Below are 14,970 nucleotides of genomic sequence, written 5' to 3' on the forward strand. Positions count from 1 at the left end.
GCCTCCGCCCGAGCGGGAGCCCGCCCAGCCCACAGACCGCCGCCACGCTTCCCCGCTTTTTCCGCCGCAAACCCGGCGCGCTGGCCGTAACCTCGCACGCGCATGCGCCCCCGGCAGAGCACCGGGGGAGACGCGGCCGGGACGAGCGGCACAGGAGAGACCATGCGCATCGCGCTGACGCACAACCTGAAGATCACGGGATCCGCCGAGGAAGCAGAGTTCGACAGCCCGGAGACGATCGCCGCCATCGCCGGCGCGCTCGAGCGGGCAGGGCACGAGGTGGAGCGCATCGAGGTCAGCGGCCCCGCGTCCCGGGTCCTCGCCCGGCTCGAGGCGCTCCAGCCGGATCTCATCTTCAACACGGCCGAGGGCCACAAGGGCAAGACGCGCGAGGCGTTCTACCCGTCGCTCTTCGACGAGCTCGGCATCCCGTACACGGGCTCCGACGCCTACGCGCTGAACGTCGCGCTCGACAAGTCGCTCACGAAGCGCGTCCTCGCGAGCTACGGCGTCGCCACCCCGCGCGCCCGCCTCGTCAACCGCACCACGCTGGAGAGCGGCGCGCTCGACGACGTGAGCTTCCCCGTCATCGTGAAGCCGAACTTCGAGGGCTCCTCGAAGGGGATCTACCGGGAGTGGAGCGTCTGCGAGGACGCGTACCACCTCGCCGAGGTGGTCGAGCGGCAGCTCGCGCGCTTCGAGGCGGGGCTGCTCGTCGAGCACTACGTCGCCGGCATCGACGTCGCGTGCTCCTTCGTCGACGGCCTCAAGGAGGCGGGCGGCGCGCGCCCGAACGGCGCCGGCGTCCCCGAGGGGGTGCTCACGCCCGTCGAGTTCGTGATCGATCCCCAGGTGCCGGGCAGCTACAACGTCTACGACTTCAACCTGAAGCACGCGAAGCCCGAGCACGTCACCCGCCGGCCCGCGCAGCTCCCCCCGCAGACCATCGAGCGCATCCGGTCGCTCACCGCGCGCGTCGTGCGCGCGCTCGACCTCAAGGACCACGCCCGCTGCGAGTTCCGGGTCACGCCGTCGTCCTCGCGCAACCAGGGCCACGACGTGCACTTCCTCGAGGTCGACGGGCTGCCCACGCTCCAGCCGGGCGCCAGCGTGTTCGTGGCCGCCGCGCAGCGCGGCGTCGATTTCGACGGCGTGATCCGGGCCATCGTCCGGAGCGCCTGCCAGCGGCGCGGGCTCCTGCCGCTCCTGGAGAGCAACGCGCCGCGCCGGGCGAAGCGGACCTCGCTCCGCGTCGGCTTCACCTACAACATGAAGCGGGGCGAGCCGGCCGCGGCGGAGGGAGGCTCGACCGGCAAGCCGGGCGCCGGCACCGCGTACGACTCCGAGGCCGAGTTCGACTCGCCGCGCACCATCCAGGCGATCGCGAACGCCATCGAGAGCTACGGCCACACCGTGGTCTCGCTCGAGGCGACCCCGGATCTGCCGCGCGCGCTCACCGCCGCGGGGGTCGACGTCGTCTTCAACATCGCCGAGGGGCTCCGCGGCCGCGGCCGCGAGGCGCAGGTGCCCGCGCTCTGCGAGCTGCTCGGCATCCCCTACAGCGGCTCGGACGCGACCACGCTCTCGCTCGCGCTCGACAAGGGCCTCACCAAGCAGATCCTGCGGGCCGCCGGCATCGAGACGGCCGAGTGGCAGGTGGTCACGACCGGGCGCGAGAAGCTGAAGCCGTTCCGCTACCCGGTGATCGTGAAGCCCAACGCCGAGGGCACCTCGAAGGGGATCACCTCCGCGTCCGTCGTCAAGGACGAGGCCGCGGCGCGCGCGGCGGCGAAGCAGCTCGTCGATCGCTACCACCAGCCGGCGCTCATCGAGGAGTACATCGCGGGGCGCGAGTTCACCGTGGGCCTGCTCGGCGAGCGGCGCCCGAAGGTGCTGCCGCCCATGGAGGTCGTCTTCGTCGACCCGCCCACCTACCCCGTCTACGGCTACGAGGAGAAGCAGACGGACACGCCGCGCGTGCGATTCCAGTGCCCGGCGCAGGTCACGCCGTCCGAGCTCCGCCGCATCGAGAAGGTCGTGCGCGACACGTTCGCGGCGCTCGGCTGCCGCGACGTTGCCAGGGTGGATCTGCGCATGGCAAAGGATGGCAGGGTGTACGTGATCGAGATCAACCCCCTGCCCGGCCTGACGCCCGACTTCAGCGACCTCTGCGTGATCGCGAAGGTGGCGGGGATGGATTACCGGTCGCTGATCGGCGAGATCATGGCCGGCTGCCTCAAGCGCCACCGCGAGGCCCGCGCCGCCTCGCCGCAGTCAGCCCTCGTCGCGGCGCCCGCGGCCGGCGCGTCGGCCGGCTCCACCGCGGCCCCGGCCGCCGCGCCGCCCACCGGCGCAGCGGGCGCCACCGGCGCCACGGGCGCGGCCGAGCCGGCCTCCCAGCCCGCGCCGGACGCTGCGCTCGCCGGGTCCGTGTCGCTCGCCGCGGAGCTCGCCCCCCTCCCCCCCGCGAGCCGGGAGGTCGCTGGCCCGTGAGCGCGCCCTCGGCCCCGATCCGGCGCCCTCGGCTGCGCGACCTCGGCGTCGCGATCGGCCGCTTTCCCACCGGGCCCGAGAACGCGATCACGGACGTCGCCGGGGTGCGCGTCCACCACGTGACCAAGATCGAGGGCCAGGGCGAGCTCGTCCCCGGCATCGGCCCGGTGCGCACGGGCGTGACCGCGGTGATGCCGGCCGACGGCGATCTGTTCCTCGATCGGGTGTTCGCCGCCAGCTACGTGCTGAACGGCGCCGGCGAGGTGACCGGCCTCTCGCAGATCAACGAGTGGGGCCTGTGCGAGACCCCGATCCTGCTCTGCAGCACGCTCTGCGTCGGCCGCGTCCTCGACGCGACCGTCGCGTGGCTCTTGCATCGCCACCCGCAGATCGGCAAGGAGTACGACGTCGTGATCCCTGTCGTCGCCGAGTGCGACGACAGCTTCCTCAACGACACCGTGGGGCGGCACGTCGCGCAGGCCGACGTCGAGGAGGCGATCGACAACGTGCGCGGCGGCGCCGTGGCCGAGGGGTGCGTCGGCGCCGGCACCGGCATGCAGACCTTCCACTTCGCGGGCGGGATCGGCACCTCGAGCCGCTGCGTGCCGGTCGGCGGGGTCGACGCCATGGTCGGCGCGCTCGTGCTCTCGAACTTCGGCGACCGCGAGCTGCTCCGCGTCGATGGCGTCCCGGTGGGCCGGCTCATCAGCGACCGCTTCGCCCACGTCCCGCGGCGGGGCCCTGCCGGCTCGATCATCGTGCTGGTCGCGACCGACGCCCCCCTCATCCACCGTCAGCTCGCGCGCGTGTCGCGGCGCGCCGCGCTGGCGATCGGCCGGACCGGCGGGTACGCGGCCAACAACTCCGGCGAGATCGTCCTCACCTGGAGCACCGCGAACCGGGTGCCGCGCGTCGCCATGGAGCAGTGGAGCGCGCCTCGATCGAGCCGCTCGCTCAGCGTGCACCCCCTCGCGCCCGGGCGTCACATGGCCGAGCTCGTCCTCGACACCGAGATCGACGGCCTCTACGAGGCCACCGTCGACGTGGTGGAGGAGGCGATCCTCAACGCCATGTGCGCGGGCGTCGACATGACCGGCCACAGCGGCCACCACGCCCCCGCCCTGCCGCTCGACGCCGTGGCCGAGGTCCTGAAGCGGTACCGGCCGCCGCACCCGTGCGATCCGCCGCCGCTGCGCTAGCGCACCAGCATCCGGCCAGGGATCCGGAGCGAGAATTCAACGCAAAGGCGCAAAGGCGCAAAGAAAAAAAACCAATAAATTCAGGCATTTTTGCGCCTTTGCGTCTTTGCGCCTTTGCGTTGAGCTCTCCCCCTTGCGAGGCAGAGCCCTGGCAGGACGGCTGACCCGAGGCAACCCGGCGCCGCCTGACGATCGGCTGCGCGGCGGACCGCTATTCCGGATCCCCGTGGAGGAGCCACTCGTGGGCGGCGTCCTCGTCCCAGAAGCGCCGGAGGACCTTGTCCGTGCCGCTCTCGCGCGCCACGCGGTTGAGCTGGAGCGCCACGATGTCGCTCTCGATGATCTCGGCGACGCGCATCACCCCGAGCTCCAGGCCGAACTCCTGGACGGCGCGGATCTTCTCCGCGACCTCGGGCGCCATCGGCCGGAAGCCGCGGACATCGGCCTTGATCTTGATCTCCCGGCCCTGCAGGCCCTCGCACGCCTTCCTCAGCTCGCTGACGAAGTTCTCCATCTCTTCGAGGCGGACACGACCCTCGAGGACGAAATCCACGATGGCGTGGATCCGGTCGACTTTGATCTCGAACACGTTGAGAGACCTCCTGCCAGTGCCCGAAGGGGCGGGATGGGGCCGCGCAATCATACCCCGGATTGCAGGAGGCGAGCCCCGGGATCGCGCCCCCCGGGCGGCCGCGATGCCGGCGGTCGGCCATGAGAGGCGCGCGCAGGGAGGCGGGAGACGGCGGCGCCCCGGCGCGGGGCGGACGGCGTACTTCCTGGAAACACGCCGCGCCGCCCGCGCCGCCCCCCGCTCATCCGCGGGGGGAGCGCGCCCGGCGCGGGGCGACGCGCCGGCGCGCGCGGCCCTTCACGCCGTGCGCGCCTCGGCGACGTGCGCCTTGCCCTGCCCGCGGCGCGCGGCGATCGCCTTCTCGTAGATGGTCGCGTACTGCGAGAGCAGCGTGGGCCATTGTCGTTCCTTGAGGATCCATTCGCGCGCGTTCTTGCCGACCTGCTCGAGGCGCGCCGGGTCCTTCAGCGCCTCGACGCACCGCCTCGTGAGGTCGGCGCTGTCGCCGGCCTTGAAGACGAACCCCGTCTCGCCATAGCGCACGAGCTCTCCCATCGCGGGGACGTCGCTCACCATCACGGGACGGGCCATGGCCATCGCCTCGAGGGGCTTCAGCGGCGTCGTGAGCGCGGTCGTCCGGGTCCGGATGCGCGGATACACGAGCAGGCTCGCCATCGCGTAGATGTTGAACACCTCGTCGTGCGGCACCCGCCCGGTGAACGTCACCTTGGACTCCACCCCTCTCTCGCGGGCGAACGCCTTGAGCTCCATCTCCTGGCCGCCGGCCCCGGTGATGACGACGTGCGCGTCCGGGATCTCCCGCGCGATGTCGCCGATCGCCGCGATGAGCGTCTGGAGCCCCTCGTACGGCTGGAACGTACCGACGTACCCGATGAGCCGCTTTCCGGCGAGCCCGAAGCGCTCCCAGGCGCCGGGCGGCGCCTCCCGCGGCGCGAACTTGTCCGAGTCGACGCCGTTGCCCACGACGTAGAGCGCGTCCGTGCTGCGCACCCGCGGCGCGACCGCGTTCTTCAGGCTCTCGCAGATCGTCACCGTCGCGTCAGCGTACTTGTAGACGATGCTCTCGAGGCCGGCCGCGATCTTGTAAGGCACCGAGTCCTCTGCGAATTTGCCTCGATCGACCGAGGCGTTCTCCCAGAGGTCGCGCACCTCGTAGACGAGCGGCAGCCGGAAGCGGCGCGCCGCCGCGAGCGCCGGCAGCCCGACCAGCATGGGCGAGTGCGCGTGCACGAGATCGGGCTGAAACTCCCGGATCGCGTCCTCGACGCGCGCCTCCAGCGCCCGCACGAGCGAGAGCTCCCGGACGACCGGCAGCTTCTTGCCGGACGGCTCGCGCGTCCGCCAGTAGGAGATGCCGCCGATCTCCTCCTTCAGCGCGTCCCCGGACCCCTGCTGCGCCGAGGTCACCACCGCCGGACGCATCCCGTGCTCGGCCTGATGCTTGATGATGTAGTCGCTGCGGATCGTGTACCCCGCAATGACAGGCAGCGACGTATGAAGAACATGAAGCACGCGCACGAATCACCGCCCTTCCTTGTGATGATGCGCCGCGCAGCCTACCCGAGGCCGCCGCGATCGTCACCAGGCACGTCCACCGCGCGTGACCCACACGTGATCGCGCGCGTCCTGCGTCGATCCCGCGCGCGGCCTGACCCCGACGACGCTCGCCGCGCGACGAGCGACCCGAGAGCCTAGCTCTCGGCTGCCCCGTTGCGGTACGCTCCGCCGCCCCATGACCCTCAAAATCGCGATCGTCGGCTGCGGCAAGATCGCCGACGGGCACATCGAAGAGATCCAGAAGATGCCGGAGCGGGCCCGGGTCGTCGCTGTCTGCGACCTAGAGCTCCTGATGGCCGAGCAGATCGCGGTGCGCTACGGCATCCCGAGCCACTACGACTCGTTCGACCGGATGCTCGACGTCGAGAAGCCCGACGTCGTCCACATCACCACCCCTCCGCAGTCCCACCTGTTCCTCGCGCGGCGCGCCATCGAGGCGGGCGCCCACGTCTACGTGGAGAAGCCGACCGCGCTGAACCTCTCGGACGTGCGGCGCCTCATCGAGCTCTGCACCGCCGCCGGGAAGAAGATGACGGTCGGCTGGGAGTACCAGTTCGATCCGCCGGCGGTCGAGATGCGGCGCCTCATCGGCGAGGGGGTGATCGGCGACCCCGTCCACGTGGAGAGCTGCTTCGGCTACAACCTCTCCGGCCCCTTCGGCGCGGCGCTCCTCGGCGACGGCTCGCACTGGGTCCACCGCCTCCCGGGCAAGCTGTTCCACAACAACATCGACCACCTGCTCAACAAGGTCGTCGAGTTCGTGGACGACGAGCAGCCGAAGGTCACCGCGACCGCCTACGCGCTCCGGGAGAAGCGCTTCGGCGACGCGCGCGACGACATGCTCGACGAGCTCCGCGTCACGGTGCAGGGCGCGCGCGTCAGCGCGTACGGGACCTTCTCGTCCCACGCGCGGCCGCCCGGGCACTTCCTCCGCGTCTACGGCACGAAGAACACGCTCCACGTCGACTTCACGAGCCGCACGGTCACGCTCGACGCGTCGCCGAAGCTGCCGAGCGCCATCGGCCGCGTCGTGCCCGCCTTTGATCAGGCCCTTTCCTATCTGCGCGAAGGGGGCAAGAACGTCGTGCGGTTCGCCCGCAGCGACTTCCACTTCTTCTCGGGGATGAACCGCCTGATCGGGCTCTTCTACGACAGCATCACCCGGGGCGCGGAGCTGCCGATCTCGTACCGGGACATGATCCGGGTCGCGTGGATGATGGATGAGATCTTCCGGCAGGTCCCGCAGGAGAAGGCGCGTACATGAAAGTCCTTGTCACTGGCTCGAACGGCTTCCTCGGGTCGGCCCTCGTCGACCGGCTGCTCGCCCACGGCGAGACCGACATCCGCTGCCTCGTCCGCCCGGCGAGCAACCGCGCGCGCCTCGAGGAGATCGAGCAGCGCCGGGGCGTCCCCCTCGAGGTCGTGGTGGGCTCCCTCGCCACGAAGGAGGCCGCCGATCGCGCGGTCGAGGGCGTGGACGTGGTCTACCACGTGGCCGCGGCCATGGGCGGCGCGCCCGCGGACATGTTCCTGAACACCGTGGTCGCCTCGAAGAACCTGCTCGAGGCGCTGGTCCACACCGGCCGATCGCCGCGGGTCATCCTCATCAGCTCCTTCGGCGTCTACGGCGTGGCCGACCTCCCGCGCGGGTACATCGTCGACGAGAACACCCCGCTCGAGTCGCGGCCCGCGCAGCGGGACCTCTACTCGCAGGCGAAGCTCCGGCAGGAGAAGCTGTTCTGGGAGTACCAGGCGCGCTACGGCTTCCCGCTCACGGTGCTCCGCCCCGGCGTCATCTACGGCCCGGGCGGCAACGCCTTCTCCGGCCGCGTCGGGATGAGCCTGTTCGGCGTGTTCCTGCACCTCGGCGGGCGCAACATCCTCCCGCTCTCGTACGTGGAGAACTGCGCCGAGGCGATCGCCATCGCCGGCCGGAGCGAGGTCGCGAAGGGGCAGGTCTACAACGTCCACGACGACGACCTGCCCACGGCCGACGTCTACCTCGCCCGCTACAAGCGCGAGGTGAAGCCGATCCGCTCGATCTCGGTGCCCTATGTCGCCCTCACCGGGATATCGAAGCTCGTGGAGCGCTATCACGCCTACTCGAAGGGGCAGCTCCCGGCCGTCTTCACCCCGTACAAGAGCTCGACCTCCTGGAAGGGGAACCGGTTCGACAACACCAAGCTGAAGGCGCTCGGCTGGAAGCAGCTCGTCCCCACGGAGGAGGGCCTGCAGCGCACGTTCGCGTATCTCCGGGAACGCGCGACATGACGCGCGGGCGGTCGCTCGCGCCGCTCGCGCTGGCGCTCGGCCTCGCGGGTCTCTTCGCCGGCTGCGACCGGCGGCAGACCCCGGGGCCCCCGGCGGTGCACAGCGGCGCGGGCGCGCAGCCCGGCGCGCAGCCCGGCGCGCAGCCCGGCGCCGAGGAGACGCAGTCCGGCGTCGCGGCCCTCGCGGTCGCGGCGCCGCGCTTCCAGGCGCCGCCCGCGCCGCCGGCCGCGCCGGTCAAGGGGCACCCGCGGCTCTGGGTGCGCGAGGCCGACCTGCCGAAGCTGCGCGCGCGCGCCACGCCGGCGAACCCCCTGTTCAAGGAGCTCGCGACCGTCACGGCCGAGGCCGTGGCGGCGATGGACAAGGGCCAGATCCCCTCCGAGGGCGACTGCGCCTTCAGCCGCGTCTACTGCGAGGCGCACGCCGAGCTGTTCGCCTTCATGTCGCTCATCTCGAGCGACGAGGCCGCCCGCAACGACTACGCCGCTCGCGCGCGCAAGATCCTCCTCTACATCGTCGAGCGCGTGAACAAGGGAGATCAGAGCGACCCCTTCAACCGCAGGTTCTCCACGGGCGACCGCGCCCGCTGGTCCGGCGAGTCGTTCGGCCTCACGGTCGACTGGATCTACGGGTACCTCTCGGCCGAGGACAAGGCGGCGATACGGCCCGTCTTCCTGCGCTGGGCCGAGGAGCAGCTCAGGTCGACGACGACGAGCCACGCCCACCCCGAGCCGATCGGCAAGCTGAACGACCCGGTGATGCTGAAGGAGCCGAGGAAGCGCCGGTACGCCGTGAACAACTACTTCACGTCGCACATGCGCAACCTCACGCTGATGTCGCTCGCGTTCGACGAGGCCGACGACCCGCCGGATCAGAAGCACAAGGGCGCCTACCCGCGGCTCCGGGACTACTTCGCCAACGTCGCCGGCGCGTGGCTCTACATGACCGACAGCGTCCTCCGGAACGACGCGCGCGGCGGCGTGCCGCCGGAGGGCTTCCAGTACGGCCCCGCGACGCTGGCCTACGTGAGCGAGACGCTCCTCGCCATCCAGACCGCGGGCGAGGCCGATCCGGCGAAGTGGGGCCCGCAGGTGCACCTCGACGGCAACCCCTTCTGGCACGAGTTCATCCCGGCCCACCTCCACAGCCTGAGCCCCGCCACGCCCCAGGGCCGCATCGGGCCGACCCACGAGGCCGCGTGGACGGGCGACGGCCAGCGCTACGAGTACACGGATCACATCGATCCGTTCGCGGCGCTCGGCCTCCACGCCCAGAACGGCGGCAACGCCGAGCGCCTGAACGCGCTCCGCTGGATGGCCATCCACTCGGGCCCCGGCGGCGCCGCGGGCCTCGCGCGGCGCGCCCGCTCCACGCTCGGCCAGGTGCACAAGCGGCACTCGATCCTGTACTTCCTGCTGCTCGACCCGGCGGTGACCCCGACCGACCCGCGCCCCTCGATCCCGCTCACGCACTACGGCGCCGGCCTCGGCCACGTGTTCGCGCGGACGAGCTGGGGGCCCGACGCGACGTGGCTCCACTACCAGCTCGGCTGGGAGCACATCGACCACCAGCACGGCGACGGCCTCAGCTTCGGCTTCTACCGCGGCGGCGAGTGGCTCACGAAGGAGCGCATCGGGTACGGCGCCTTCTTCGGCAACTCCGAGCAGCACAACACCCTCGCCGTCGAGAACGACCGGAACCGCCGCCACGACGACCCGAACCGCGGCGAGCTCTGGAAGCGCGGCTCCCAGTGGCCGCTCGTGCACACGCACGATCCCCGGGTGCTCGCGAAGAGCTTCGCGCAGGACCACGTCTACGTGCTCGGCGACGCGACCCCGCTCTACAACTCCGACTACGAGAACATCGGCGACGTGAAGCACGTCAGCCGCGCGCTCGTGTGGCTCAAGCCGGATCACCTCGTGATCTACGACCGCGCCGCGACGGGCAAGGAGGGGCGCTTCAAGCGCTTCTTCCTGCAGACGCCGAGCGTCGCGCAGGTCGCGGGGAACCTCGCGACCGTCACGACGCCGAAGGGGCAGAAGCTCTTCGTGACCGCGCTGCTGCCCGACAACCCCGTCGTCACGGCCGAGCCGTACAAGCCGACGGGCACCTGGGACACCAAGCCGGCCGAGTTCGAGTCGATGCTCGCGACCCTGCGGACCGAGCCGCCGTCCCCGATGCCGAGGGACGCGCGCTTCCTCCACGTGCTCCAGGGCGCCGCCGGCAAGGCGGCGGCGGACCCGGCGACGGTCGTGCGCACGAAGCAGGGCACGCCCTTCGCGGGCGCCGCGGTGAAGGGCACCCTGGTCCTGTTCCCGGTCGACCTCGGCGCCGTGTCCCAGGTCCAGTACACCGCGCCCGCCGGCGTGACGAGGCACCTCGTCACGGGGCTCACCCCCGGCGCCTCGTACGACGTGAGCAAGAAGCCCGGCAGCGGCGGCGACGAGATCACCATCCGCCCCGGCTCGGCCACCAAGGCCGACGAGGGCGGCGTCCTCTCCTTCTGAAACCGCCCCCGCGGGGCGCCGGCTTGTCCTCGGCGCGGCGCGCTGCGATAATTTAGGTTCCCCCGCCACGTCTTCTACGGAGATGTCATGAGCAAGAAGCTATTCGTCTCTGCCGGCGCGTTCGTCGTCGCGCTGGGCGCCCTGTTCATCCCTGTCGAGGGCAGCGCTCCCGCCGCGACGGGCCCCATCGCGAAGGCCGGCTCGCTCGATCTGTCCGGCTACTCGAGCGCCCGGCCTGACGCCCCGCTGGATCTGCTCTTCATCCACCACTCGGTCGGCGGCCAGATGCTCACGGATCCGGGCCCCGAGAAGGAGAAGGCCTCGTGCGTCTACGAGACGCACCCGAACGGCGGCGGGCTCAAGAAGAAGCTCACGGAGCAGGGCTACCGCGTCCACGAGGCCTCCTACGGCAGCGCGATCGGCGAGGACACCGACCTCTTCCACTGGGCGCCCAAGTTCCGCGACAGGATGGACAAGGTGCTCCGGGTCGCGATGAACGATCAGATGCACCCGGACGGCGTGGTGAACCGGATCGTCGTCTTCAAGTCCTGTTATCCCAACAACCGCTTTGTCGGCGAGGGCACCGCCCCTGGCAACCCCGCCGGCCCGGAGCTCACGGTCTGGAACGCGAAGGCCACGCTGGCGTCTCTCCTGCCCGAGCTCGCGAAGCGGAAGGACACGCTGTTCGTCTACGTCACCGCCCCCGCGAACGTCCTCAAGCGCTCGAAGGAGCCCGCCTGGAAGTGGACCGCGAAGCAGATCCTCGGCAAGCCCTCCGAGGCCCAGGTCCTGCAGCGCCAGGCCGACCACGCCCGCTCGTTCAACAACTGGGTCAAGTCGCCCGACGGCTGGCTCAGCACCTATCCGGAGAAGAACGTGGTCGTCTTCGACTACTACGACGTGCTCACGAACAGGGGCGAGTCCAACTTCTCGCAGTACGGCTCGGAGGGGGGCACCGACAACCACCCGTCGCGCGAGGGCAACGAGAAGGCGGCGGACGAGTTCGTGCCGTTCCTGAACCGGGCCGTGCGCCGCATGGGCCTCAGCACGTGACGCCGCGCGCCCGGCCTTCCCGCCTGGAGGAGCGAGCGCGACATGCTTGACGCGGGCCGCGATTCTCCGGAACGTCGCCCTCCACCCGAACCGCGTCTTCGCTGAGGACCCTCGACATGCTCGCGCTCCCCGGGGTCATCCTTCTCATCATCTTCATCTACGGCAGGCCGCAGGAGTGGGACGAGCGGTTCGAGAACCTGCCGTTCCTCTACCTGTGGCTCGGCCTCGCGTTCATGGGCATGGGCCTCGACCTCGCCCTGGGCAAGGTCCGGCTGAAGGCGACCCCGCAGCTCCGGTGGGCGATCGTCGTCTACCTCTGGTGCGTGCTCACGCTCGGCCTGCGGAACCCCGGCGAGTTCTCCGAGGGCTTCGTCTCGATCAGCGTGACGTTCGTGCTGTTCTTCCTCATCGGGCACAGCCCCGAGGGCTTCAAGGCCTTCCAGAAGCTCGCCGGCACCGTGCTCGTGATGGGCCTCTTCGTGGCGGGCGTCGCCATCCACCAGGGGTTCTCGTCGTTTCAGTGCCTCGCGATGACGCAGACCATCGGCGGCTCGCGCGGCGAGGCGGGCATCCCCGACGGCCGCGCCTGCGAGGCCCGCGTGGACTGCCGCGAGGGGCCGGGCGCCGATCCCGAGGCCGAGTACCTGTGCGAGCGCGTCGGCCTCTTCAAGACGTCGACGATCAACGGCCGCGTGCGCTGGCGCGGCGTGCTCCAGGATCCGAACGAGCTCGCGCTCACCTCGGGCATCGTGCTGCCGTTCAGCTTCGCGCTCTTCGAGCAGAAGCGATCGCTCGCGCGCGCGCTCCTGGTCCTCGCGTCGCTGCTCGTGATCGCGACCGCCATCATCCTCACGCAGTCGCGCGGCGGCCAGCTCGTCTTCGCGACGGTGCTCGGCGTCTACTTCGTGAAGAAGTACGGCGTCCGCGGCGCGATCTTCGGCGCCGTCTTCGCCGCGCCGCTCATGCTCCTCGGCGGCCGCGGCGGCGGCGAGGCGGAGGAGTCGGCGAACGAGCGCACGGAGATCCTCTCCGAGGGCCTCCTGATCTACCGGATGTTCCCGCTGATGGGCGCGGGCTACCGCCAGTTCACGGAGCACCACTGGCTCACGGCCCACAACGCCTACCTCCTCGCGCTCTCGGAGCTCGGCCCGCTCGGGATGTTCGCGTGGACCGCGATGATCTATCTCACGCTCAAGATCTCGCTGGTCGCGCTCAAGCGGTACGAGCACGGCGCCCACTTCGCGGTGATCCGCGCCTGGTCCATGGCGGTGATGGCCGGGTTCTGCGGGATGATGGTCGGGATCTTCTTCCTCTCGTTCACCTACCACTACGTGCTCTGGATCTACTTCGGCCTCGCCGGGGCGCTGTACTGCGCCATCAAGAGCGTCGACCCGAACTTCTCGATCCGCCTCGAGAAGCGCGACGTGTACCGGCTCATCCTGGCCGATCTCTTCCTGGTGCTCGTGATCTTCGTGCTGAGCAGGAGGGCTTAGCCCCGCCGGTCAGCGCCCCATCAGGGATCGCTGACGCGCGGGGCCGGCGCCGCCGCGAGGCGGGCGCCGGGGGCGCGGGGCGGCCGGCCTCCGGGCTCAGCGCCCGAGGCCGAGGACCATCACGAGCGGGGTCTTCAGGATGATCGACAGCTCCATCTGGAGGAACGTCGAGAGCTTCTCGAGCGACGCGGCGTACGCGAGGTCGAAGAGCAGCTTCATCCGCATGTCGTCGGCCTCGGCGCCCTCCGCCTCCTCGAGGCCGAACGGGTTGGTCAGCGTCGCCTCGAACGCCGCGACCTCGCTCTCCGCCGGGGCGCGCCCGCTGTAGCCCAGCGAGACCTGCGCCAGGCCCGTGATGCCCGGCTTGATGTCGCGCATGCGCTCCTCGAAGAACGGGATGGCGAGCGCGAGGTTCACGAGCAGCTCCGGCCGCTCGGGGCGCGGCCCCACGATGCTCATGTCGCCCATGAGCACGCTCCAGAACTGCGGGATCTCATCGAGCCGCGTCTTGCGCAGGAAGCGCCCGACGCGGGTGATGCGCGGGTCGTCCTGCTGGGCGAGCACGGGCCCGGTCATCTTCTCGGCGTCCACGCGCATGGAACGGAACTTGCGCATGTGAAACTCGACGAACCGCGGGTAGGCGACGCCGTCCCGTACTTCCGTGCCGATGAGCATCCCGGCACGGCGCTGCATGTAGAAGATCGGCCCGGGCGACTCGAGGTAGATGGCCGCGCCGATGAGAGGGTAGAGCGGGAGGGTCAGCGTGAGACCCACGAGCGAGCCCGCGATGTCGATCGCACGTTTCGCTACACGAACGCCAGGTGTCACTGTTTACCTTGTGGCTCCCATAGTTCAGAACGTGGTAGGGTACAAGCTCGGATGGAGGTTTGGGCGTGATCCGACTCCGAGTACCAGGTTCGTTGACCTATCGCCACCTCGCCCTCCGCGTGGTGGCGGCCGCTTGCAAGATGGCCGCGCCAGGGAGGGTCGAGGGCGGGTCGCCCGGCCTGAGCCAGGAGGATTTCGAGGCCCAGACCGTCTCGGCGTTCGGCGAGGCGTTCAACAACATCGCGATTCATGGATACCGCGCTGGCCCGCCGGGCGACGTCGACATCGAGATCGAGTCCGACGCGGACGGCATCGTCATCCGCCTGATGGACACGGGGTGCAGCTTCGATCCCGCGGCCATCGAGAACCCTCCCATCGACGACCTCCCCGAGTCCGGGATGGGGCTGTTCATCATCAAATCCTTCATGGATGAGGTCGACTACCATCCCGGCAGCCCGAATGTCCTCCGCCTGGTGAAGCGGCGGGAGGGCAGCTCGTGCATCGCCGGGGACGGCAGCGAAGGCAGCAGTGAACAAGAGGATTCCGATGTCGACTTCGCCGAGGCGACGGGGCATCGGACGAGCAGTTTCCGAATGCGGAGCGTCTCCCGATCGGGCGCAGCCCGCGCCGCTGGGGGAATCAAAATCCAATGAGCTATACGCGGACCGATAACGGCAATGAGACGGTCGTGCAGTTCGAGGGGACCCTCGACGCAGTGACCGCACCGGAGTTCAGGACGTTGGTTGACGAGCTGGTGGCCGAGAACCGCCAGAACATCACGCTCGAGCTCTCGTCGCTCCGGCTGATCGACAGCTCTGGCGTCGGCGTGATCGTCTCGCTGTTCAAGCGGGTGCGCGCGAACGGCGGCCAGGTGCGCATCGTGGGGCTGAGGGATCAGCCGCGCGCCATCTTCCGCCTGCTGCGCCTCGACCGGGTGTTCCCGACGTGACGTCTGGGGCGGCGTGCTCGCCGCCGAC

12 protein-coding genes are annotated in these 14,970 nt (G+C 70.4%); 9 read left to right on the forward strand and 3 right to left on the reverse strand.

The features are described 5' to 3' along the window. Positions 1 to 162 precede the first annotated feature (162 nt). Together WME76_RS47760 and WME76_RS47765 are read left to right on the forward strand one after the other, a co-directional pair. Complete coding sequence (locus WME76_RS47760; RefSeq protein ID WP_437962884.1) at positions 163 to 2,493, forward strand: D-alanine--D-alanine ligase family protein; 2,331 nt, start codon at positions 163 to 165, stop codon at positions 2,491 to 2,493. Next, complete coding sequence (locus WME76_RS47765) at positions 2,490 to 3,692, forward strand: P1 family peptidase (protein WP_437962885.1); 1,203 nt, start codon at positions 2,490 to 2,492, stop codon at positions 3,690 to 3,692. The genes WME76_RS47760 and WME76_RS47765 overlap by 4 nt, the downstream gene beginning before the upstream one ends. A 211-nt stretch (positions 3,693 to 3,903) precedes the next feature. Here the strand turns inward: WME76_RS47765 and WME76_RS47770 are convergent, their stop codons facing one another. Together WME76_RS47770 and WME76_RS47775 are read right to left on the reverse strand one after the other, a co-directional pair. Continuing rightward, complete coding sequence (locus WME76_RS47770; RefSeq protein WP_061612387.1) at positions 3,904 to 4,281, reverse strand: STAS/SEC14 domain-containing protein; 378 nt, start codon at positions 4,279 to 4,281, stop codon at positions 3,904 to 3,906. Positions 4,282 to 4,560: 279 nt separating this feature from the next. Further along, complete coding sequence (locus tag WME76_RS47775; RefSeq protein ID WP_437962886.1) at positions 4,561 to 5,802, reverse strand: glycosyltransferase; 1,242 nt, start codon at positions 5,800 to 5,802, stop codon at positions 4,561 to 4,563. A gap of 214 nt (positions 5,803 to 6,016) precedes the next feature. Between WME76_RS47775 and WME76_RS47780 the strand changes: the two genes are divergently transcribed. The 5 genes from WME76_RS47780 (at position 6,017) to WME76_RS47800 (ending at position 13,165) form a co-directional block, all read left to right on the forward strand. Then, the gene (locus tag WME76_RS47780; RefSeq protein WP_061613920.1) at positions 6,017 to 7,105 is read left to right on the forward strand and encodes a Gfo/Idh/MocA family protein; all 1,089 of its coding nucleotides are present in this window, start codon (positions 6,017 to 6,019) and stop codon (positions 7,103 to 7,105) included. Then, complete coding sequence (locus WME76_RS47785; protein ID WP_437962887.1) at positions 7,102 to 8,112, forward strand: NAD-dependent epimerase/dehydratase family protein; 1,011 nt, start codon at positions 7,102 to 7,104, stop codon at positions 8,110 to 8,112. The genes WME76_RS47780 and WME76_RS47785 overlap by 4 nt, the downstream gene beginning before the upstream one ends. After that, positions 8,109 to 10,619: a hypothetical protein gene (locus WME76_RS47790; protein WP_437962888.1), complete on the forward strand. Its 2,511-nt coding sequence runs from the start codon at positions 8,109 to 8,111 to the stop codon at positions 10,617 to 10,619. Before WME76_RS47785 ends, WME76_RS47790 begins: the two co-directional genes overlap by 4 nt. 87 nt (positions 10,620 to 10,706) lie before the next feature. Next, complete coding sequence (locus WME76_RS47795) at positions 10,707 to 11,672, forward strand: hypothetical protein (RefSeq protein WP_437962889.1); 966 nt, start codon at positions 10,707 to 10,709, stop codon at positions 11,670 to 11,672. Between the two features lie 116 nt (positions 11,673 to 11,788). Next, positions 11,789 to 13,165: an O-antigen ligase family protein gene (locus tag WME76_RS47800; RefSeq protein ID WP_437962890.1), complete on the forward strand. Its 1,377-nt coding sequence runs from the start codon at positions 11,789 to 11,791 to the stop codon at positions 13,163 to 13,165. A 96-nt stretch (positions 13,166 to 13,261) separates the two neighbouring features. On the opposite strand, the gene WME76_RS47805 is transcribed toward WME76_RS47800, so the two are convergent. Then, positions 13,262 to 13,993 carry a sugar transferase gene (locus WME76_RS47805; protein ID WP_437289037.1) on the reverse strand — a complete coding sequence of 244 codons (732 nt, stop codon included), beginning with the start codon at positions 13,991 to 13,993 and terminating at the stop codon, positions 13,262 to 13,264. 65 nt (positions 13,994 to 14,058) lie between these two features. Between WME76_RS47805 and WME76_RS47810 the strand changes: the two genes are divergently transcribed. Together WME76_RS47810 and WME76_RS47815 are read left to right on the forward strand one after the other, a co-directional pair. After that, positions 14,059 to 14,646 carry an ATP-binding protein gene (locus tag WME76_RS47810; RefSeq protein ID WP_437963032.1) on the forward strand — a complete coding sequence of 196 codons (588 nt, stop codon included), beginning with the start codon at positions 14,059 to 14,061 and terminating at the stop codon, positions 14,644 to 14,646. After that, a complete protein-coding gene (locus tag WME76_RS47815) occupies positions 14,643 to 14,942 on the forward strand; it encodes an STAS domain-containing protein (protein ID WP_044985570.1) in 300 nt (99 codons plus the stop codon). The genes WME76_RS47810 and WME76_RS47815 overlap by 4 nt, the downstream gene beginning before the upstream one ends. Positions 14,943 to 14,970: the final 28 nt, after the last annotated feature.

The sequence above is a fragment of the Sorangium sp. So ce119 genome (genome assembly GCF_051524405.1).
Classification (GTDB): domain Bacteria; phylum Myxococcota_A; class Polyangia; order Polyangiales; family Polyangiaceae; genus Sorangium; species Sorangium cellulosum_G.